This window comes from Oceanobacillus sp. M60 (assembly GCF_053839645.1).
Genome location: NZ_JBSSNH010000001.1, coordinates 17,583 through 37,342, shown reverse-complemented (window position 1 = coordinate 37,342; position 19,760 = coordinate 17,583). Strand labels below are relative to the sequence as shown.

Below are 19,760 nucleotides of genomic sequence, written 5' to 3'. Positions count from 1 at the left end.
AAATACCTTAAATCATGTCAGTAGATAGCTTCAAGGTTAACGTGTTCACCAATTTTTCGATGAGCCTGTTAAAAATATCTCTAGTTGCTGGAACATATTGACTTGAAAGAATGTAAACCCAATAAACCAGCTCAATAAAAGATTTATAATATTCATAATATAAATCTTTTTTGGTATAATTACTTTAATAAATAAGAATGTAGTGATTTTATAAATGAGTTAAATGAGGCAATCACTGCAAGGTTGTAAATTATTAACAGGTGGTGTGATGCTTATGAAACAGGCTTTATTTCTTATCCTGGACGAATACCAGATTGGGAAGGTGCTTACTTATCAACAACATTAAATCAGAGGGAGGATTGGTCGGTTCATACGATTTCTTTGGAGGATACGGTAAGTTCCATTGGCGGTTTTAGAACTGCTGTCGATTAAATCATTGGTTCTGAACCTGAGGATGCTCATCTATTGGTAACGGTAGGCGGGAATACATGGAATAATGATAATAAAAAGCTTTTGCATCTAATCAAAACGGCATTTCAAAATAATATACCTGTTGGAGCTATATGCGGAGCTGTGGATTATTTAGCGAAAAACGGTTTTCTAAATCATTATAATCATACGGGTAACTCTGTTGATGCTTGGAAGGGCTATGAAAATTATCATGCTAAGAGCAGTTTTTTTCAGCAGCAAGCAGTAACAGATAAAAATTTAGTCACTGCAAACGGAACAGCTCCGATTGAATTTACACATTTGATTTTAGAGTTGATTGAATTTGATACCTCCGAAAATATTAAAAAAATGATGTATATGTATAAGCATGGATTTTATAAATACTGTGAAAAATATGGGAATCCGTTTAGATAATCTTCGCTTGAAATAAAATGAAAATTATGATTATAGTAGAATTGAGTATAGAGATTGGGGAGAATTGTCCTGAAATGAATATGACAAAAGGTTGTATCAGAATAGCTAGAAGGATTTGTGGAGGGATAACGTGTCAAAAGGATTAAAAATTATCTTGCTTTGGTCGCTTGCTTTCCCTGCAATAATCACCATTGGCCGTATGATAATTGATTTTATTTTAGGCAGGGAAATGGAATTCATCTCATACACGGCTGTTTTTTTAGGCATAGGAGCAGCAGGATTGATTTTTGGCGGACCGCTAGTGTACCTTGTAACTAAATCTAAAGAGGAGAAATATTAATTTTTAAATCTATATAATGTTTTGGTCCGTTGTAAAAAAACAGGCACTTATTCCAATAATGGAAAGGGTGTCTGTTTTTTTTAGTGGAATTATTCTATTTTATAAACTGTTGGATAATATAACTTACACAAGGCTCTTTTCTTTTCTCACAGATTTAAGGGCATTGGACCAAGCGACAACATCATCAATCATTTCGCCAAATCTTGGTTTATGCACTTCCATTGGTGCAAAAGTTGCCATGTTCTCAAAGTCATTAAATAAGCTGAATGCACCTTGTGGTTCAACTGTAGCTACTTTTAAATTGGATAACGTTGTACGTAATGCAAGGGAAGCTGCAATACCAAGCGTAGAGCCATAGCTTACGATGCCTGCTGCTTTATGATGCCACTCTGAACCTAAATAATCTAAATGATCCTTAAGGGACGAAGGGAAATTTTTATTATATTCCGGTGTAACAAAAATAAACCCGTCAAACGAATCAATTTTTCTTGACCATGCACGCTGTTCTTCTGTTGCGTATTCTTTATTTGTCATAAGCGGGGGGATTGCTTCATTGAAACGTCCAAGACCACTTTCTTTTATATCAACAATTTCAAATTCTGCGTCTATATCTTTATTATCTGCAAAATCTTTAACCCATTCTGCAACTTGTAAATTAACACGTACATCACGTGTGCTTCCTGTAATAATACCAATTCTTGTCATGCTGTAACCTCCGTATAAATTTAGATGTAATGAATCAAATAATAAGTTTGTATTAATTTGATTACAAGAGTTATAATAAACCTAAAGTGCCTTTTTGAGAAGAAGGCACTTTATTTATACCTAGTTACTTTTAGGAAACCATTTGATATATAAGGGGTTCATGCATATATTTATAAAGGAGCGGTTGAAAAGTGAAGAATATAACGACAGGTGAAAATTGTGGAGAGCTTCAAGTTGCGTTAGATATTATTGTAGGAAAATGGAAACCGATTATTTTATTTCACCTTATGGAAAACGAAAAATTGCGTTTTAGTGAACTGCAGCGGGCTATTCCGGAAATCACTAAAAAAATGTTAACTTCCCAATTAAGAGAATTAGAATATAACGATATTGTTCATCGCAAGGTTTATCAGCAGGTGCCTCCAAAAGTGGAGTATTCTATGTCACCGTACGGTCATGGTTTAAAACCGTTATTAGTATCAATGAGAAGCTGGGGGACGGAGCATCTGGAACATTTGGAGAAATTATATGGAAAAGATAATGAAGAGCAGAAGGAACAAATATAATTCCCGATAAGTTGTAATACGAAGCGGAATGGTGTTTTCTATGAATTACTCACTTTGTTGTCCAGTAATAGTATGCTGATTAAGCTTGGATACTTTTGTGCTTTAAAAGTATAAATCATTTATGGATGTATAACAAGGTTATAAAATGTCTTGATCAAAGAAGGGTTACATTAGTAGAGAGTATATCACGGACAATTGCCTGCAATGCTACCGTCTCATATCTGCCTCTGCTTGTAACCCCCCTGTATTTTTATAAATTATATTATTGAAATTACCAAACTGATTCAAGTATATGAAGGATGCTTTGACTTAAATATTAGGAGGACGAGATGAATGGAAGGGAGAACGGTTTTGATAACTGGAGCTAATTCAGGAATTGGATTCGCAACAGCTGCTATTTTAGCCAGGCAAGGCTGTCGTATCGTCTTAGTATGCAGAAATAAGCAAAAAGGGGAAGAAGCACGTCAAGAATTATTAGCTGCTGCTGATAATAAGGATATAGATTTACTGATCGCTGATTTGTCCTCACAGCAGGAGATTAGAAAGCTGGCAGAGCAGGTTCAGAAGCGCTATTCCAAATTAGATGTTCTCATAAACAATGCCGGCGGTGTATTCGGTCAGTATCAAGTCAATAACGACGGCTTTGAAATGACTTTTGCGGTTAATTATTTAGCACCGTTTTTATTAACTCATCTGCTGCTTGATCAATTGAAGGCTTCCGGTTCAGGAAGAGTGGTTAATATCGCATCTGTCATGGAAGACAAAGAGTTTGAGCCGGATAATGCAGTAAATCAAACTGCTTCTGATTATTCGGGAATGCAGGCATATAAAACTGCAAAAACCGCTGTTCTGATGATGACGTATTATCTGAGTGAGCGCTTGTCAAACAGCGGTGTGACCGTCAATGCACTGCACCCAGGATTTATTTATACCCCTCAGGCAACCCGAATGGCACCGAAGTTTTTAAGACCAGTTATGAAGTTATTTTCAAAAAATCCAGAGCAAGGTGCCACTTTGCCTGCTTATTTGGCTTCATCCAATGAAGTGAAAGATGTTACAGGGAAGTTTTTTAAAGATAATAAAATAGAACAGACTTCCCCTGTTTCGTATAATGAAGAACGCCAAAAAGATTTATATATTAAAAGTCTTCAGTGGACGGGTTTAGAGGAATCTCCCTTTATAGAAAGTAATTAACTTTATGAGCTTCTGCTTTACTGAAGAAGTTTTCATTTTAATAAAGAAGGCAAAATTGCCATCTATGAAATCGAGAAACCGGGGTATAAGCGGTTTTCTGAGAATCAAAGCGGGAATCTAAAAATACTTCCTGGCATGTGCAGCAGCAGAAAAAAGTAAGTGCATGGCTGCTTTTTCAATTAATCATATCAAGGGTATTAAACCCTTGATATTCCACTTAAACTAATTCTTTTGAACGTTTTTTTATAAGTAAATAAACTACATACATAATGAAAAATAAGACGTATACGAAGGCAGATACAATATAGATAGTCTGATAAGACGCTGCTTCTGCTATTAATCCCAGTACCAATGAGCCGCCGCCTATCCCAATATCGAAAAAATTGAAGAAAGAGGCCATGGCATCTTCATGCTCCTGTTTATCGACTAGGTTGATACACCAGGTTTGTATAGCAGGAAGCAATGCTCCGAAACCTAGACCGTAAAATATTGCTGCTGTAAAAAAGACCGTGTCTGTATTGGCAATATATAAAAGACCTAATCCAATGATTGCAAAGATAGAACCTGGAATCAAGATGACGGCTGGTCCGTGCAAGTCAAACAGCCTGCCAGAAACCAATCGTACTGCAAAGCTGGCTGCCGCTATAACGAAGAAAAACAATCCTACATGAGAAAAATCCTTTTCCAAGGCATATAAAGAAAAGAATGACATGATTCCTCCTGCTGCCGTTCCGACTAATAAAATCAGAAGGGCAGGGAAGAGAACTTTCTTTTCAAGAATTTTTGTCTTTACACTGGCTGTTCTATCTAATTCTCTTCCATTTGGTGCGCGTTTAATCAATATGGCCATGATTACAGCCAGTATCAATACTGCCATTCCGCCTAAGAATAAGCGCTGAAAGTCATATAATTCCAGCGTTAAGATACCTATCATGGGACCGACAGAAATAGCAATCGTTTCACCCAGACCAAAATATCCAATTCCTTCTCCGAGCCGCTTTTTAGGAATGATTTCGGCTGCTAATGTAGCGAAATATGTCGTAATCAACCCAAACCCTGCTCCATGAAAAAGCCGAATAATCAATAGCGTAGTGATATCACTTGAAAGATAATAGGCTCCAGTCGCCAAGGCATTAATTAAAATACCTAGGATTAAGAGGAATTTTTTGTCCATTTTACTTGCTAGAAGACCAGCAAAAGGACGAGTCAGAATAGCAGATAACATAAATATTCCTGTGACGATGCCGACTTGGCTGGCGCCGCCTCCAATTGCAGTAATAAAGAGAGGAAGCGTGGGAAGCAGCATCTCGAAAATCATAAAAACTAAACCGTTGGAAACCACGATAAAGATAAAGGATAATGACCATATTTTGGTGTTTGAATCATGCATTTTTCGAAACTCCTTCTATGTTGGTGCATTTTGATACAAAGGACATTATATCTGATACGGGGCAGATGTAAAGAGGTTGAACGAAAGGATAGTGAATGAATTGTAAAATGGTGATGAATTAGTGATCTAACTGGAGAATGGGAGCTATCAGGCTGAGTCATTTTACAGGCTATGCATTCATGTGTTTTTAGAGATTATGACAGGAATTAAGCGGGGGAGTCATAAAGTAATGACAGAAAGAACAATTGGAAATATCCGATGATATGCACGCTGTAAAAAATATACACCAAAAATGGCACTGCCATTGGGTAAAACGTCTTTGGTATTGCTATTTTTTGTTGTTTTCTCACTTCATAGCAGGTGAAAATTTTCGATAATAACCTTTCTTTAAGGCTGTAGTTTCTTCCTCATTGTTGTTAAAAAAGATTAATACGAAGCAGCATTTCCAATGCAGTTGAAAAGATGACACGATGAACCTTGTTTGAAGGGATATGAAAGTGAAATTCTGATAGAAACTTTCTCATCTATTAGAGTACTAGCAAGCTTCCCTGGCATATGGTACGATATGAAAAGATTAAGCGTATTTTCGCAAATGGAGTTTAATAGATACATAATAAGTCGATTTTGAAAAACATCGTTGTGCAGGGAGGAATCCGCTGCTAACCGGCAAGGAAATAATCAGGGTAAAGGAGCATAAAATTTGAAGTTCAAACAGTTAACCATTCTATTAACAGTCAGTTTACTTGGTTTGATACTCTCTGCATGCGGGGAAACTGATTCTGAATCAGAAGGAGAGACTAGAGAGGAAGCCAGAGATGAAGCGATGCAAACAGCAGAAGAATTTTTATCCTTTTTAAGCGAGGAAGAATTTGAAGAAGCGGCATCCTCTCTGAGTGATAATTCTATCAGTGAATGGACATCAAAAGATTTTGAAGATTTATTTGTTCCAACAGCTGAAATTTATGGTGGATTAAGTAGTATTGATTTAATGGAGGAAGAGGAAGATACATATTCGTCCATCTTTAATTTTGTTTATGAAGGCAAATTTGGTGCGCGTAAGGCGCTCTTTTATATCGGTATTAACAGAAATAATGAAGTATTTAATTTTCGGACAAACATTGATCCAGAATTACAGTTTTCAGAAAAGACCCATGACGTTGCGGAAGGATTTTTAGAATTTGCGAGGGAGGGTGCCTTTGAAGAAGCGGCTGACTTAGTGGAAGATGATATGGAATCAGATATAGCACCGGCAGATATTGCGTCTGATTGGAGCCGGCTGGAGGAAACGAATGGGGAATTCGCAGATATTCATCTTTATGATGAACAGACGTTTTCCAGAGATTCTTCTCTTATTTATGCTGCAACGTTTGGGGAACAGCTGGTTCTTTTTAATATCTATGTAAATGAGGACAATGCAATTACAGGTTATTATTCCCGCAGCTATGATGAAGAAGAGAATTACATCTATCCGGAAGAAGCGCATCAGACAGCCGAGGATTTTTTAACATTTATTGCTGCTGAAGATTATGAAGAGGCGGCAGATCTCTTAGATGATGCTGAAGCAGAGGCCTCTCCTGAAGATTTGGAAAGGTGGCGTAATAATGTTGAGCGGGAGTATGGAGAATGGGTTCGTTTTGAGTTGAATCATGAAAAAGACTATTATGGTCCTTCTGCTGGAAATTATTCGTTTGTATATGATGTGGAGTTTTCGGAACAGCCGGCATCCATCATTGTATATGTGAATCGTGAAAATGAGATCAGCGGATACCGGCACACGGATGTGGAAAGCGAAGAGTAGAGAATAGATTGAAAGGCAAGGGAGTTTGATAAGCAGTGTATCAAACTTCCCTTGCCTTATTTATTTTGTTCCTGAATCCATAAGGCCACCTGCAAAATAAGAGAATCATTGAAAATTTTCGGATTATATCCTGTTTCCCTTGTGATATTATTTAACCGGTAAAGCAATGTATTCCGATGTAAAAATAGGGCATCAGCTGTTTTTTGGATATTTAAATCATGTGCAAAAAATGCTTTTAATGTCATTGCCTGCGTTTCATCTAAACCGTTCAGAATTCGCCTGGAGAACCTTTCTCTCAGCGTCTGGTCAAGCTGATAAAGCAATGCCCGTACTTCAATCTGGCTGAATGAAATTACTTCGATTTCCGGTGCACTGATTTTTAAAGCGAGCTCGCAATCGGAATAAGCCTGATAAAAATGTTTCAGTTCATGAAAAGCCAGACTATTGGCTATTCTGAAGGTAATACCCAGCTTATGAAATAGTGCTTGCAGCGCTTCTACTTTTCGCACGGCTTCGGTCTCTTCCATTTCAGACACGGCAATAAAAAGCTGATTAAGGTTTATAAATCCGGCAATAGCAGGGCGCTTACCAAATAACCGCTCTATTTTTTGAATCAATTCTTGTTTTTGGATAGTGAGCGTATCTATTTGAATGACGAATGCCATGAATGGAGGCGTTAATTCTATTTTCAGCATATCAAGCCCTTGCTGGATTGTTTTATAAGAAGCATTGCTTTTTAACAGCTGGTCAATAACCATCTCTTTTGTACGCTGTTTCCATTCCAGCTGTGAAGTAATAAATTCCTGATCAATCATCAGCTCTGTAGTCATTTTCACCAGCTCTCCGATATCCTCCATCTCATCCGGATTGCCGGTAACCCCAATCACCCCGATGATAGTGTCCTGAAAGACGATAGGTAAATTGATTCCAGGTTCCGAGCCTTGCCAGGAATCCCCTTGTTCAGGATAAATAGAGAGTGTTTCTCCGCTGCTCAGCACTTCTACAGCCCCTTCATGAACAGTATGCAGTCTAGTTTCATCCAGAGCGGCAATAATCTCTCCGTTCATATCCATAATATTTACGTTTCGATTTAAACGGAGGGAGGTTTCTCTGACGATGGCATTCGCAATTTCTTTTGTCAACATATCCATAATTCAAGCTCCTTTGTTTATACCCTACAATATTAAACTATATATTCCTCTTATTTTTGTATGATATAGCCATATACAATATAAGTCAATATTCGTATAATTTAAACTACAGATAAAAAAAGAAAACGCTTACTAAAGGATGTGATGGAATGAAGATTATCGTTGCTCCAGACTCATTTAAAGGAAGTTTAAGTGCAGTCGAAGCAGCTAATGCCATAGATAAAGGAATCAAAAAAGCTTTTCCAGACACAGAAACCGTCTTGATCCCTGTTGCTGATGGAGGCGAAGGAACATTAGAAACACTTGTTGCTGCTACAGAAGGAGAGATGAAGCATGTCATTGTCACAGATCCATTGGGGAATAAGGTCGAAGCTGGATATGGAATTTTAGGAGATAAGAAAACATGTGTCATTGAAATGGCAGCAGCCTCAGGACTCACTTTACTATCTGAAGAAGAACTTTCCCCATTGGCAGCAACAACCTATGGGACAGGGCAGCTGATTAAACAGGCTCTGGATGATGGTTTTACTTCTTTTGTTGTGGGATTAGGAGGCTCCGCTACGAATGACGGAGGTGCCGGCATGCTGCAGGCGCTGGGGCTAAGGATTTTAGATGCAGAAGGAAATGAAATCGGTTATGGAGGAGACGCATTAGGTAAAATTGCTTCCATAGAAATCGATTCATTTGATCCCAGAATTAAAGATTGTCAATTTTTAATCGCCTCTGATGTAGAGAATCCGTTGATTGGATTAAATGGGGCATCTCATATTTTTGGCCCGCAAAAAGGTGCAACATCGGAAATGATAGAGCGGCTGGATCAAAATCTCGCACATTTTGCGGATCAGGTTGCAAAGGTTACAGGAATCAAGCTGCATGATATGCCGGGTGCAGGAGCTGCGGGCGGCATCGGAGGAGCTTTTCAGGCCTTCTTTCCATGTGAACTGGAAAGAGGGATCGATGTTGTCCTGGAATATAGTAACATGAATCAATTTTTGGCAGGAACAGATTTAGTCATTACCGGCGAGGGGAAAGTGGACGGTCAGACTGCTTCTGGTAAAACCCCGCTGGGAGTAGCACAAACAGCGCAAAAGCAAGGGGTTCCAACGATTATTTTAGCAGGATCGGCAGGTGACGATGCGGCAGTGCTCCATGATTTTGGAGTTGTCAGTATCCACAGTATTGTCAATAAACCAATGACGTTAGAAGAGTCTATGCGAAATGCATCTATCCTATTGGAATTAAGTGCTGAACAGGTGGTTCGTTCTTATTTTTACGCTTTTAATCACATCAAAGGGGGAGCGATTTATGAGAATTAAGGATACAATTGAAAAAGTACCTGGAGGGTTAATGGTAGTTCCACTTCTATTAGGAGCTTCTTTAAACACGATTGACCAAATGCATATACCGGCAGTGATGAGAGTTCTTGAATTTCTCGGAGCACCGCAAACAGAGGAAGGCTACTATGAATTTTTAAGAATTGGCGGATTTTCACAAGAATTATTTAAGGATAGTGCCCTTGTATTGATTGCTTTATTCTTATTCTGTGTGGGAAGCCAGATGAATTTGAAAGTCGGCGGAAAAGCATTAAAGAAAGGGATTTTAATTACAGGTTCGAAGTATGGAGCCGGCTTAGCCGTCGGGATGGCTTTTGGATTCTTCTTTGACCCGATGAGCGGACTATTTGGATTGTCCACACTTGCATTAATTGCTGGTATGACAAACAGCAATAGCGGGATGTATGCTGCATTGACAGGAAAATTTGGAAATAGATCCGATGTGGGCGGCCTCTCTATTCTGGCTATCAATGACGGGCCATTTTTGACATTAGCTGCACTTGGGGTATTAGGTACAGCATTTCCGATGATTTCATTTATTGCAGTTCTTTTGCCAATCGGGATTGGAATGATTTTAGGAAACCTGGATCCAAAAATACGAGAGTTTTTAAAGCCGGGAGAAGCGGTTACGATTCCATTTTTCGCCTTTGCTCTGGGAGCTGGCATGGATTTGGCGAACTTCTTCAATCCCTCTGTACTTACAGGCGGATTAACACTTGCTTTTCTTACCTTTTTCTGTTCAGCTGGGGCAGGTATTCTTGTATTTAAATTATTTAGAGAAAAAAGCTTTATTGCTCCTATCTCAGAGGCTTCCACAGCAGGAAACGCCGCCGCAACACCTGCCGCAGTAGCCGCAGCAGCGTCAGTAGCCGTTGGTGCAGGAGCCATGACACAAGCAGAATTTGAAGCGATTCAGAGTATTGTTCCGATGGCGACCGCTCAGATTTCCATATCCACCATCACGACTTCGCTGCTTTGTCCTTTAGGTGTTATTTTAATAGACAAGTATCAGCGGAAAAAAGGAATCGATGGTACAAAAGAAGATTTGGGGTTAAAAGAGGATAAACAGGAAACGAAATATGCGGTTAATGACTGATAGGTTATAAGAAGCAGGTTTTATTCGACAAATCATGTTATTCTGATGATAGAATGATATGTTATTTTACAAATAAATGCTTTTCAGCAGTAACGGTTTGCTACAAATGTCGTTTAAACCTAAAAAAGTACAGGATATAAGCTATTAAATGAAATGAGGTTTTTGAATATGAGGACGGATTTACTATATGGAAAGAATGGAATTTCTTTAGATTTGCCAGAAAACGCTTTACTTATTGAACCGACCAATCTGCCAAAGATGGAAGATGAAAAGGAAGCAGTCCGTCAGGCTTTGCGAAATCCGATTGGCAGCGCGCCCTTGAAAGAATCTGTCAAGGCTACCGATACGGTATCGATTGTCATTAGTGATATTACCAGACCGACACCAAATCATATCCTGGTTCCGGTATTAATTGAGGAGTTAAGCCATGTTCCTTTAGAGAATTTTGTTATTATTAATGGAACTGGAACACACCGCGACCAGACAAGGGAAGAATTTGTTCAAATGTTAGGAAGCTGGGTTGTAGACAATATTCGAATTGTAAACAATCACTGTCATGAAAAGGATACACTTGTTAATCTCGGGAAAAGTAAATTTGGCTGCGATGTCTACCTGAATAAAGATTATGTAGAATCTGATTTTAGAATTGTAACCGGTTTTATAGAGCCGCATTTTTTCGCAGGCTTTTCTGGAGGTCCAAAAGGAATCATGCCCGGAATAGCGGGGATTGAAACGATTATGACCTTCCATAATGCGCGGATGATTGGAGATCCGCTCTCCACGTGGGGGAATATGGAGAATAATCCGGTTCAGGATATGACCCGTGAAATTAACGGGATGTGTAAGCCCGAATTTATGTTAAATGTTACATTAAATCGGGAGAAAGAAATTACGAATGTGTTTGCTGGCGAGCTTTATCAGGCACATGATGAAGGATGTGCGTACGCAAAAGAGCACGCGATGTTCCATTGTGAAGAGCGGTTTGATGTCGTGATTACATCTAATTCCGGCTATCCGCTGGACCAAAATTTATATCAGGCCGTAAAAGGGATGAGCGCTGCCCATAAAATTGTCAAAGAGGGCGGTTCGATTATTGTAGCATCCGAGTGTTCAGATGGCTTACCTGACCATGGAAACTATGCGAAAATTTTTGATATGGCAAAGAGCCCGCAGGATCTGCTGGATATGATTAATAATCCGGAATTTAAAATGTTTGATCAGTGGCAGGTTCAGAAACAGGCTGTCATTCAGGTCTGGGCGGATGTTTATGTTTATTCCAAGCTGACGGACGAACAAGTAACCAATGCCATGTTAAAGCCGACTCATGATATAGAACAGACGTTAGAAGAGTTAAAGGAAAAGTATGGGGAATCGATGACCGTTGCTGTGATGCCTTTAGGGCCATTGACGATACCTTATGTTGAAGAAAAAGTGAAATCCTGAGCTGAGCGTAGTATACTGGTAATAGAATGAAATGTATTTAGTCAATAAATGGGAAAGTTTTTTATATCCTTTTGTTAGTAAAATCCCCCCCCCTTCAGTCAGGGGAAATGAGGTGAATAAAATGATGGAAATCAATGAGAAAAATCGTTATTTAGGGAAAACACTGAAGGAAATGGGACGTGTCATGGTGGCATTTTCAGGCGGTGTAGACAGTACAGTTGTTTTGAAAAGAGCGCAGCAGGAGTTAGGAGATAACGTGCTGGCAGTTGTTGTTGCATCAGAATTATTCCGTGAATCCGAATTTCAGGCTGCGGTTCAATTAGCAGAGGATCTGGGTGTGAAGGTGCACCAAACAGAAATAAAAGAATTGAACCAGCCTCAAATTACAGCGAATAACCCAGACAGCTGGTATTACAGTAAAAAATTGCTTTACACCCGCCTGAATCAGCTGGCGGAGGAATGGGATTATCCGTATGTGTTAGACGGAATGATTATGGATGATGAAGCAGATTTCCGCCCGGGGCTAAAGGCAAGAACGGAAGAAGGCATCCGCAGTGTCCTTCAGGAAGCAAATCTATATAAACCGGAAGTCCGCGAGCTTGCGAAGGAATTGGAGCTTCCAGTATGGAATAAATTAGCTTCCTGCAGCTTAGCATCCAGATTTCCGTATGGTACAAAACTGGACAAACAAAAAGTAAATCAGGTTAATCAGGCGGAGCTTTATTTAAAACGTGCCGGTTTTGAAGAAGTGCGTGTACGTTATCATGATAATGTGGCGCGTATCGAAGTAGCAGCTGATAAAATGGTGGAATTACTGGAAAAACGTACAGAGGTTCAACATAAACTGGTATCTCTTGGTTTTGACTATGTATCGATAGACTTACGCGGTTACCGTACAGGCAGCATGAATGAAGTATTGCCAGCACCAGCAGCTTCGTCAAAACAGCAAATCGCTGCCAATGCTTAAAACACAACTTCATTCCGTGGGAGTTGTTTCCTTTCTCCCCCGGAATTAGCCTGAGTGCCTCAGGGGGGGAGTTAGCACCCGCTATCTCCTCTCTGAATAAATTTATTTTTACTCTCTATTTAGAGATGGAGTTTTACGGATGATTCTCCGGATAAATTTAAACATGATCTTTTACGGGAAAGCAGTTGAAAAAACTGCTTTTTCGCGTGAAAAGAGTATAAAGAAGATAAACAAAGGAGTAATTTTCATGAAGATGTTATATTTGGATTGTTTTTCAGGAATAAGCGGTGATATGACAATAGGAGCGCTGCTTGACGCGGGAGGGAGTTTTTCTCATTTGCAAAACGAGTTGCAGAAGCTTCCTTTAGTCGATGAATACGAATTAAATGTTTATAAAGTAGTGAAGAATGGGATTACAAGCACAAAATTTGATGTTGTGCTGAAGAATGAGGAGCATGGACATTCCCGCCATGATCATTCTGAACAGGACGACCATGAGCACGGGCATAGCCATAAGCATGTTCATGAGCATCATCACGGGCATAGCCACGACCATCATCATGAGTACCATCATGGTCACAGTCACGATGAGGGACATCATCACCATCACAATCATAGCCATCATCATCGTTCCTATCGTGATATTGTAAATATGATTCAAGAAGCAGATTTATCAGAAGACGTGAAAGATATGGCGTTGAAGATCTTTAAAAAAATTGGTGAAGCAGAAGGGCATATTCACGGTGTGCCGCTGGAGGATGTCCATTTTCATGAAGTAGGCGCTGTTGATTCGATTATTGATATTGTAGGGACAGCGATTTTATTGGAAGAGCTTGAGATTGATGAAATCAAGTCAGCAGCTGTTCCAACAGGATCTGGAAAAATTCATATTGATCATGGCGTGTATCCTGTCCCGGCACCGGCTACGCTGGAGATTTTGCGTGGAGTACCGATTGCGCAAAGTGACTTGAAAGCAGAATTGACAACGCCGACTGGGGCTGCTTTTGCTGCGGTGTTAGCGGAGGAGTTTTGTGATATGCCGTCTATGAAAGTGGTGAAAGTGGGATATGGTGCCGGTACGAAAACATTTCCGAATCACCCCAATGTACTCCGGGTTATCATTGGCGAAGAGGCATAAACATTGAAAAAGTTTGGAGAGTAGGACAAGTAAATGGAAGAAATTTTAAAGGAAGTCCAAAATGGAACATTAAGCATAGAGGACGCGAAAAAGAAGCTAGCGACTTATGAAGATTTAGGTTTTGCCAAAGTAGATCATCACAGGAAACAACGGCAGGGTTTTCCGGAAGTGATTTACGGAGAAGGAAAAACCGTGGAGCAAATCATAGCTATCCTGCAAGCAATCAAAGCGAAGCAGAATGATATTTTAATTACTAGGATTTCACCGGATAAGGCAGATAAAATTTTAGAGGTTCATCCTGAATTGACGTACCATGATATGGCACAAATCCTATCCTTAAAGGTAGAAGAGAAAAGAGAAAAAAAAGAAGGATATATCGCTATTCTCTGTGCCGGAACCTCTGACTTGCGGATCGCTGAAGAAGCAGCTGTTACTGCTGAAGCATTGGGCAGTAATGTACGCCGATTTTATGATGTCGGAGTTGCTGGAATTCACCGGTTATTAGATCAGGCTCCAGCGATTCAGGACGCAACGGTTTCGGTCGTCATTGCAGGAATGGAAGGGGCGCTCCCAAGTGTGGTCGGCGGTCTTGTTTCGCATCCGGTCATTGCGGTGCCGACAAGTGTAGGCTATGGTGCGAACTTCCAAGGCCTGTCGGCATTACTGACAATGCTGAACTCCTGTGCGAGCGGAATCAGCGTGGTCAATATTGATAATGGCTTCGGCGGTGCATATAATGCCGTATTGATTGACCGGCTGGCTCAAGGAAAAGAGGAGTAGCATTTCGCAATAAGAAGGGAGTTGTCTAGATGACACCAAAACATCCTCCGAATCAGGAACATATTGATGATAATATGATAAAAGTGGAAGTCAATTTGGATGATATTTCAGGGGAATGGCTTGGATTTGTAATGGACCGCTTATTTGAAGCTGGGGCAAATGATGTATTTTACACCCCCATTTATATGAAAAAAAATCGGCCGGGGGTATTACTGCAATTGCTCTGTTCCAATCAAGCACTTCCTGAAATGAAGGAAATCCTGTTGCAGGAAACTACGACGCTAGGCATCCGTTATTATCCGCTAACTGTCCACCGCATGGAAAGAAAGTTTATTCAAGTGGATACAGCATGGGGGCCAGTAACAGTGAAACAGGGGACCTCGAATGGAGAGGTCTTTCAAAGCTCACCAGAGTATGCAGACTGTAAAGCGATAGCTGAAGAACATGGAATTCCATTGAAACAAGTATATCAGTCAGTTTGGAAGCAATTATAAAAAATACACAGACCAATTTGAATTGGTTTGTGTATTTTTTATTAAAATTTAGTGATTAAAAAGGGAAAGAACTCGCATCTAATTTTTTTCCTTTCTGACAGGAAGATACTGATAGAATCGGTAAAGCTTTGATACGGCATACATGACCCATCTTGGAATCTTTTTTGGGAAATTCGTACGCTGATAATATCGTGCATAAGCCCATTTTAAATCTTCCCATTGCGTACATTTTTTCTCCTGAGAAAAACGGGCTGTATCAATCAGACGCACAGCGCCTTCTTTGGTCAGGATAAGGTTATGCAGATGAATATCTGAAGGATTTAATCCCGCCTCTCTCGCAGCATTTAATCCATTATCCACATCCTTGATATGTTGAGATGTCAGCGGAATACCTTCTGCCAGACATTCAAAAAATGTTTTGCCCTCAATAAAATCCATTACTAAATAGTTACTTCCTGCTTCATATATCGTTGGGTAGTAAGGACTGCCATGTAGCTTTTCGTAATTTAGCTTTTCTTCCATTGCTGTTTTTTCAAAAGACGGGTAGAAAATTTTAATCACTTTATGCTCATTTTTTATTCTGAATACAGCGGCACTCCTCCCCGCCCCATAGAGCTCTAAGTCACTATGATGCCCGAGTATTTTTATACGTCTGTGTTTCTTCGTAAATAAAACGGTGGTTACATAGTGATTGTACATGGATTGTTTCATTATTTTTTAAAACTGCCTTTTCTTTTGGTTAATTCCTTTTTGATCACAGGCAAGGCATGTTTTTGCGCTTGTTTTATTCCTTCTTTTACCATTTTAGACTTGAGAAGCTTCGTAAGTTTAGACATTTCTTTTCCTCCTTGGCTTATGTGCGGCAAAAGCTAATAAAAAAGAGACCTTTGCCCACATATTTTTTGGACAAAGGTCTCGCAAGCAACGAAATGAAACGGTTGCCAGCAGTGCCGAGGATTTCTCCTGTAATGACGACAGCTGCTATTATGCTACTCCCCTTTGGGATTAATTTGAATGTACATTTATTATAGAGGGCTTGTTTCGTAAGCGCAAATTTTAACGTACTTAAATTATCCACGCATGTTTCTCTTTTTTTAATACGTTTGCTATGCAGGAATAGGTGTGATACAGCGCTAATAAAAGCCTTCTTATATACCTTAATTCATCGTTTTCCGGCTTTTATTCAAGGGTAAACACGTATAAAGCACTTTGGAAGGAGCGGCGAACCGTGAAAAACCGTTGGGTCAGTGGACTTTTATATGCTTTAACGGGCTCCGTCATCATGTTTATGGTCAGTATCCTTCTTGGAGGAGAGCCTTATTGGAATGGAATAATTGGTTTTCTGATGGGAGGGTTTACTTATGGGGCATTTTTTCGTCCAGTGATGGAAAAGAAAATGAAATCAAAATAAAGGATGGGTATGCTTCAAAAATCGTATATGCAGAGAGGGAAGGAGGATGTGTTTGCCTGTTAACGCCTCACAGATGGTATGAATCGGAGGTTTTGAGGAAGGAACATCAAGTTTAACTTCATTTGCTACGTGTAATAATTACTATATAAGCATATTCTAATCAGGACAGTATATTATAAGGAGGAAGCAACATGCAGCTTAATGCAGCGCAAAAATTAATTCAAGATCATTTGCTGTCAGGAGAGATGAAGCCCGGAGAAGAGATTGGTTTAAAAATTGACCAGACGTTGACACAGGACGCGACAGGTACCATGGTGATGCTGGAATTGGAAGCGATGGGCATTGATAAAGTGAAGACAGAGGCATCGGCACAGTACGTGGACCATAACCTGATTCAGGAAGATTTTCGGAATGCAGATGACCATCTATTTTTACGGAGTGCGGCACAGAAATTCGGCATTTATTACAGCAGGCCTGGAAACGGTGTCAGTCATCCTGTCCATATGCAGCAGCTGGCACGCCCCGGGAAAACCTTATTAGGTTCAGACAGTCATACATGTGCCAATGGATGTATGGGCATGCTGGCTATGGGAGCGGGCGGAATTGACGTCACGATGGCAATGGCCGGTGAACCTTATTATGTGAAAATGCCGCGGGTTATGGGAATTGAATTAACAGGAAAATTGCCTGATTGGGTCAGCGCCAAGGACGTTATTTTAGAAATGCTGCGCCGCCATGGCGTAAAAGGCGGTGTCGGAAAAATCCTTGAATATTATGGACCAGGTGTGAAGGAATTATCTGCTATGGATCGGCATGTGATTGCCAATATGGGAGCAGAGCTTGGAGCGACCGCCACAGTATTTCCGTCAGATAAAGAAATTAAACATTTTCTAAAAACACAAGGGCGCGAAGACGAATGGATTGAATTAAAAGCAGATGATGGAGCGGATTACGATGAACATGAAGAAATTGATTTATCTGCGTTGGAACCGTTAATTGCAAAACCGTCCAGTCCGGGGAATGTAGTGCCTGTTATGGAAGTTGCCGGAGAAGACATCTATCAGTCTTACATCGGTTCTTCTGCTAACCCGGGATACCGCGATTTTGCGATTGCCAGTGAAATTGTGAAGGGAAAGCAAATCGCAAACGGTACTTCTCTGGATATTAATCCAACTTCCCGTCAACTGCTGGAGCAGCTTGTTGAAAATGGGCATATTGCGAATCTGCTGGCAGCCGGTGCCCGTATGCATCAGGCAGGATGCAACGGCTGTATTGGTATGGGGCAGGCTCCGGCTACGGGTAAGAATAGTTTACGGACGACACCCCGAAATTTCCCGGGACGGTCCGGGACAAGAGAAGACAGTGTGTTCCTATGCAGTCCGGAAACAGCTGCTGCTTCTGTATTAACGGGAGTTATTACAGACCCAAGAACATTGGATATGTCTTATCCGAAAATAAAAGAACCGACTACTTTTTCTACAAAGGGTATGCTGGAAGTGCCGCCGAAGGATAATAGTCAAATTGATTTAGAAAAAGGGCCAAATATCACGACTATCCCAGATTTTGATCCGATTGAGGATAACTTTGATGTTCCTATATTACTGAAAATGAATGATAACATCTCAACAGATGAAATTCTTGCCGGCGGTTCACGTGTCTTGCCATACCGCAGTAATATTCAAAAAATCAGTACCTTTGCATTTGAAATCATTGATGATGATTATTACGAAATGGCAATGAAACAACGTGATGACGGCGGTCATGTGGTTGTGGCGGGCTTTAATTACGGACAAGGTTCGAGCCGGGAGCATGCGGCGCTCGCACCGCGGTATCTGGGATTAAAAGTCGTGCTAGTGAAGGATTTTGCCCGTATTCATCTGCAGAACTTGATTAATTTCGGTATTTTACCATTAACGTTTGTCAATGAGGAAGACTATGATCTGGTTCGGCAGGAGGATGTGCTCGAATTTCGCCAAATCCATCAAACGATTCAAAATCAGCACACCTTTAATATTAAGCTGAAAGGGACAGACCGTACGATTACTGTGCAGCATGACCTTACTAAACGTCATCTTGAAATTCTGCTGGCCGGCGGAATTATTAATTGGATTAAAGAAAAACAATAGAAAGGAAGTCAGCAATGGGATCTCAGGAACATGCTTGTAAAGCTTGTGAAGGAACAGGTTTATTAAGAGATGATGAGCAGTGGCAGTATACCTGCACCGTTTGTCATGGTGATGGGTTTGTTGCCGCTGTGGAGAAGACGGAAAAGCTTCAAGTCGATGAGAACCACAGGGTCATTGATTAATAATGAACTGTCGGAGCAGCGCTGGTTCCAGATACAGCCGCTGCTTCGACTTTTTTTGCATATAGAAACGCCAAACCGTTTTTCTAAATATATTCTTTACATTCAGGAATAACCAGATTTCCAATCCTGTCGACAGAAAGCTTTTGTTGTGAAATAATATATGAAAAAAGTATCTAGGTCATATATACCGTCGGATACAGAAGAGGGTGTCTGTTAGATGATACATATTGCTCCGCTGCAAATAGAAGATGAGGATAAGCTTTATACATTTGAATTACATAATAGAAAGTACTTTGAAAAATTTGTTCCTTCCCGTGGAGAAGCGTTTTACCAAAAGGATTACTTTCATGACAGACTACGTGAATTGCTGAAGGAACAGGCAGATAGTAAATCTTATTTTTTTCTGATCAAGGATGCGGACGGAGAAATTTTGGGGAGAGTTAACTTAACAGATATTTGTCCTTCACAGAAAATCGGCTTTTTAGGATATCGAGTTGGTGAAGCTCATACAGGAAAAGGGATAGCAGGAAAGGCAGTTGAGCTTCTCAAAGTGGAGGCAGAGAAAACATTAAGATTAAAGGGGATCAAGGCGCAAACCACCGCAGAGAATATAGCTTCTCAGAAGGTGTTGGAAAAGAAAGGGTTTGAGGAAATAAACAGGGAAGACACGGCTTATGAAGGAAAGCCTCTTACTTTTGTTTATTATCAATTAAGCTTTTAAAATCAATAGTTGCATTGATAAAATGAAGCAGTCTGATTGGAATTCCCATCAGACTGCTTC

General features: G+C 40.1%; 20 protein-coding genes and 1 pseudogene. 16 read left to right on the top strand and 5 right to left on the bottom strand.

The features are described from left to right. The first annotated feature begins 274 nt into the window (after positions 1 to 274). Both ACW0TQ_RS00200 and ACW0TQ_RS00195 read left to right on the top strand, forming a co-directional pair. Positions 275 to 864: pseudogene (locus ACW0TQ_RS00200) on the top strand (type 1 glutamine amidotransferase family protein). A 130-nt stretch (positions 865 to 994) separates the two neighbouring features. Further along, complete coding sequence (locus ACW0TQ_RS00195; RefSeq protein ID WP_042532447.1) at positions 995 to 1,204, top strand: hypothetical protein; 210 nt, start codon at positions 995 to 997, stop codon at positions 1,202 to 1,204. 123 nt (positions 1,205 to 1,327) lie between these two features. Here ACW0TQ_RS00195 and ACW0TQ_RS00190 read toward each other — a convergent pair whose 3' ends face one another. Next, positions 1,328 to 1,909 carry an NADPH-dependent FMN reductase gene (locus tag ACW0TQ_RS00190; RefSeq protein ID WP_042532449.1) on the bottom strand — a complete coding sequence of 194 codons (582 nt, stop codon included), beginning with the start codon at positions 1,907 to 1,909 and terminating at the stop codon, positions 1,328 to 1,330. A 200-nt stretch (positions 1,910 to 2,109) separates the two neighbouring features. Between ACW0TQ_RS00190 and ACW0TQ_RS00185 the strand changes: the two genes are divergently transcribed. Continuing rightward, on the top strand, positions 2,110 to 2,475 hold the full coding sequence (locus ACW0TQ_RS00185) for a winged helix-turn-helix transcriptional regulator (protein WP_042536035.1): 366 nt from the start codon (positions 2,110 to 2,112) through the stop codon (positions 2,473 to 2,475). 333 nt (positions 2,476 to 2,808) lie between these two features. Further along, positions 2,809 to 3,669 (top strand): SDR family oxidoreductase, encoded by an 861-nt coding sequence (locus ACW0TQ_RS00180; RefSeq protein WP_042532451.1) that lies wholly within the window; start codon positions 2,809 to 2,811, stop codon positions 3,667 to 3,669. Positions 3,670 to 3,886: 217 nt separating this feature from the next. Here ACW0TQ_RS00180 and ACW0TQ_RS00175 read toward each other — a convergent pair whose 3' ends face one another. Continuing rightward, positions 3,887 to 5,059: an MFS transporter gene (locus ACW0TQ_RS00175; protein WP_042532453.1), complete on the bottom strand. Its 1,173-nt coding sequence runs from the start codon at positions 5,057 to 5,059 to the stop codon at positions 3,887 to 3,889. Between the two features lie 700 nt (positions 5,060 to 5,759). Here ACW0TQ_RS00175 and ACW0TQ_RS00170 point away from each other — a divergent pair. After that, positions 5,760 to 6,857, top strand: a complete 1,098-nt coding sequence (locus ACW0TQ_RS00170; protein WP_042532455.1) for a DUF3887 domain-containing protein — start codon at positions 5,760 to 5,762, stop codon at positions 6,855 to 6,857. Between the two features lie 56 nt (positions 6,858 to 6,913). On the opposite strand, the gene ACW0TQ_RS00165 is transcribed toward ACW0TQ_RS00170, so the two are convergent. Continuing rightward, positions 6,914 to 8,008 (bottom strand): CdaR family transcriptional regulator, encoded by a 1,095-nt coding sequence (locus ACW0TQ_RS00165; RefSeq protein WP_042532457.1) that lies wholly within the window; start codon positions 8,006 to 8,008, stop codon positions 6,914 to 6,916. Positions 8,009 to 8,157: 149 nt separating this feature from the next. Here ACW0TQ_RS00165 and ACW0TQ_RS00160 point away from each other — a divergent pair, with 149 nt between their 5' ends. The 7 genes from ACW0TQ_RS00160 (at position 8,158) to larC2 (ending at position 15,260) form a co-directional block, all read left to right on the top strand. Then, a complete protein-coding gene (locus tag ACW0TQ_RS00160) occupies positions 8,158 to 9,324 on the top strand; it encodes a glycerate kinase (RefSeq protein ID WP_455725244.1) in 1,167 nt (388 codons plus the stop codon). Continuing rightward, on the top strand, positions 9,314 to 10,438 hold the full coding sequence (locus tag ACW0TQ_RS00155) for a 2-keto-3-deoxygluconate permease (protein ID WP_256705808.1): 1,125 nt from the start codon (positions 9,314 to 9,316) through the stop codon (positions 10,436 to 10,438). Before ACW0TQ_RS00160 ends, ACW0TQ_RS00155 begins: the two co-directional genes overlap by 11 nt. Before the next feature lie 168 nt (positions 10,439 to 10,606). Then, entirely contained in the window at positions 10,607 to 11,881 is a 1,275-nt protein-coding gene (larA, locus tag ACW0TQ_RS00150) for a nickel-dependent lactate racemase (protein WP_193065067.1), read from the top strand. Between the two features lie 121 nt (positions 11,882 to 12,002). Beyond that, complete coding sequence (gene larE / locus ACW0TQ_RS00145) at positions 12,003 to 12,848, top strand: ATP-dependent sacrificial sulfur transferase LarE (protein WP_455725361.1); 846 nt, start codon at positions 12,003 to 12,005, stop codon at positions 12,846 to 12,848. A gap of 247 nt (positions 12,849 to 13,095) precedes the next feature. Continuing rightward, positions 13,096 to 13,986, top strand: a complete 891-nt coding sequence (larC, locus tag ACW0TQ_RS00140; protein ID WP_455725243.1) for a nickel pincer cofactor biosynthesis protein LarC — start codon at positions 13,096 to 13,098, stop codon at positions 13,984 to 13,986. 33 nt (positions 13,987 to 14,019) lie between these two features. Then, the gene (gene larB / locus ACW0TQ_RS00135; RefSeq protein ID WP_455725242.1) at positions 14,020 to 14,766 is read left to right on the top strand and encodes a nickel pincer cofactor biosynthesis protein LarB; all 747 of its coding nucleotides are present in this window, start codon (positions 14,020 to 14,022) and stop codon (positions 14,764 to 14,766) included. 29 nt (positions 14,767 to 14,795) lie between these two features. Further along, positions 14,796 to 15,260: a nickel pincer cofactor biosynthesis protein LarC2 gene (gene larC2, locus ACW0TQ_RS00130; RefSeq protein WP_455725241.1), complete on the top strand. Its 465-nt coding sequence runs from the start codon at positions 14,796 to 14,798 to the stop codon at positions 15,258 to 15,260. Positions 15,261 to 15,338: 78 nt separating this feature from the next. Here larC2 and ACW0TQ_RS00125 read toward each other — a convergent pair whose 3' ends face one another. Both ACW0TQ_RS00125 and ACW0TQ_RS00120 read right to left on the bottom strand, forming a co-directional pair. Next, positions 15,339 to 15,971, bottom strand: coding sequence for a protein kinase family protein (locus tag ACW0TQ_RS00125; protein WP_193065065.1), 633 nt, complete (start codon positions 15,969 to 15,971; stop codon positions 15,339 to 15,341). Further along, positions 15,971 to 16,096, bottom strand: coding sequence for a hypothetical protein (locus tag ACW0TQ_RS00120; RefSeq protein ID WP_256705811.1), 126 nt, complete (start codon positions 16,094 to 16,096; stop codon positions 15,971 to 15,973). Before ACW0TQ_RS00120 ends, ACW0TQ_RS00125 begins: the two co-directional genes overlap by 1 nt. A 392-nt stretch (positions 16,097 to 16,488) precedes the next feature. Between ACW0TQ_RS00120 and ACW0TQ_RS00115 the strand changes: the two genes are divergently transcribed. From ACW0TQ_RS00115 to ACW0TQ_RS00100, 4 genes are all read left to right on the top strand, one after another. Then, the gene (locus tag ACW0TQ_RS00115; protein WP_042532476.1) at positions 16,489 to 16,671 is read left to right on the top strand and encodes a hypothetical protein; all 183 of its coding nucleotides are present in this window, start codon (positions 16,489 to 16,491) and stop codon (positions 16,669 to 16,671) included. Between the two features lie 191 nt (positions 16,672 to 16,862). Then, positions 16,863 to 18,797, top strand: coding sequence for an aconitate hydratase (locus ACW0TQ_RS00110; RefSeq protein WP_455725240.1), 1,935 nt, complete (start codon positions 16,863 to 16,865; stop codon positions 18,795 to 18,797). A 14-nt stretch (positions 18,798 to 18,811) separates the two neighbouring features. Further along, the gene (locus tag ACW0TQ_RS00105; protein WP_175297038.1) at positions 18,812 to 18,979 is read left to right on the top strand and encodes a hypothetical protein; all 168 of its coding nucleotides are present in this window, start codon (positions 18,812 to 18,814) and stop codon (positions 18,977 to 18,979) included. Between the two features lie 217 nt (positions 18,980 to 19,196). Then, a complete protein-coding gene (locus tag ACW0TQ_RS00100; RefSeq protein ID WP_042532480.1) occupies positions 19,197 to 19,700 on the top strand; it encodes a GNAT family N-acetyltransferase in 504 nt (167 codons plus the stop codon). Positions 19,701 to 19,760 lie beyond the last annotated feature (60 nt).

What these genes read in the sequence shown, in the direction of transcription:
- ACW0TQ_RS00165 (WP_042532457.1), bottom strand. Translation starts at nt 8,008, where the DNA reads ATGGATATGTTGACAAAAGAAATTGCGAATGCCATCGTCAGAGAAACC.
- ACW0TQ_RS00190 (WP_042532449.1), bottom strand. Translation starts at nt 1,909, where the DNA reads ATGACAAGAATTGGTATTATTACAGGAAGCACACGTGATGTACGTGTT.
- ACW0TQ_RS00110 (WP_455725240.1), top strand. Translation starts at nt 16,863, where the DNA reads ATGCAGCTTAATGCAGCGCAAAAATTAATTCAAGATCATTTGCTGTCA.
- larC (WP_455725243.1), top strand. Translation starts at nt 13,096, where the DNA reads ATGAAGATGTTATATTTGGATTGTTTTTCAGGAATAAGCGGTGATATG.
- ACW0TQ_RS00105 (WP_175297038.1), top strand. Translation starts at nt 18,812, where the DNA reads ATGGGATCTCAGGAACATGCTTGTAAAGCTTGTGAAGGAACAGGTTTA.
- ACW0TQ_RS00100 (WP_042532480.1), top strand. Translation starts at nt 19,197, where the DNA reads ATGATACATATTGCTCCGCTGCAAATAGAAGATGAGGATAAGCTTTAT.
- ACW0TQ_RS00175 (WP_042532453.1), bottom strand. Translation starts at nt 5,059, where the DNA reads ATGCATGATTCAAACACCAAAATATGGTCATTATCCTTTATCTTTATC.
- ACW0TQ_RS00160 (WP_455725244.1), top strand. Translation starts at nt 8,158, where the DNA reads ATGAAGATTATCGTTGCTCCAGACTCATTTAAAGGAAGTTTAAGTGCA.
- larC2 (WP_455725241.1), top strand. Translation starts at nt 14,796, where the DNA reads ATGACACCAAAACATCCTCCGAATCAGGAACATATTGATGATAATATG.
- larE (WP_455725361.1), top strand. Translation starts at nt 12,003, where the DNA reads ATGATGGAAATCAATGAGAAAAATCGTTATTTAGGGAAAACACTGAAG.
- larB (WP_455725242.1), top strand. Translation starts at nt 14,020, where the DNA reads ATGGAAGAAATTTTAAAGGAAGTCCAAAATGGAACATTAAGCATAGAG.
- ACW0TQ_RS00180 (WP_042532451.1), top strand. Translation starts at nt 2,809, where the DNA reads ATGGAAGGGAGAACGGTTTTGATAACTGGAGCTAATTCAGGAATTGGA.
- larA (WP_193065067.1), top strand. Translation starts at nt 10,607, where the DNA reads ATGAGGACGGATTTACTATATGGAAAGAATGGAATTTCTTTAGATTTG.
- ACW0TQ_RS00155 (WP_256705808.1), top strand. Translation starts at nt 9,314, where the DNA reads ATGAGAATTAAGGATACAATTGAAAAAGTACCTGGAGGGTTAATGGTA.
- ACW0TQ_RS00125 (WP_193065065.1), bottom strand. Translation starts at nt 15,971, where the DNA reads ATGAAACAATCCATGTACAATCACTATGTAACCACCGTTTTATTTACG.
- ACW0TQ_RS00120 (WP_256705811.1), bottom strand. Translation starts at nt 16,096, where the DNA reads ATGTCTAAACTTACGAAGCTTCTCAAGTCTAAAATGGTAAAAGAAGGA.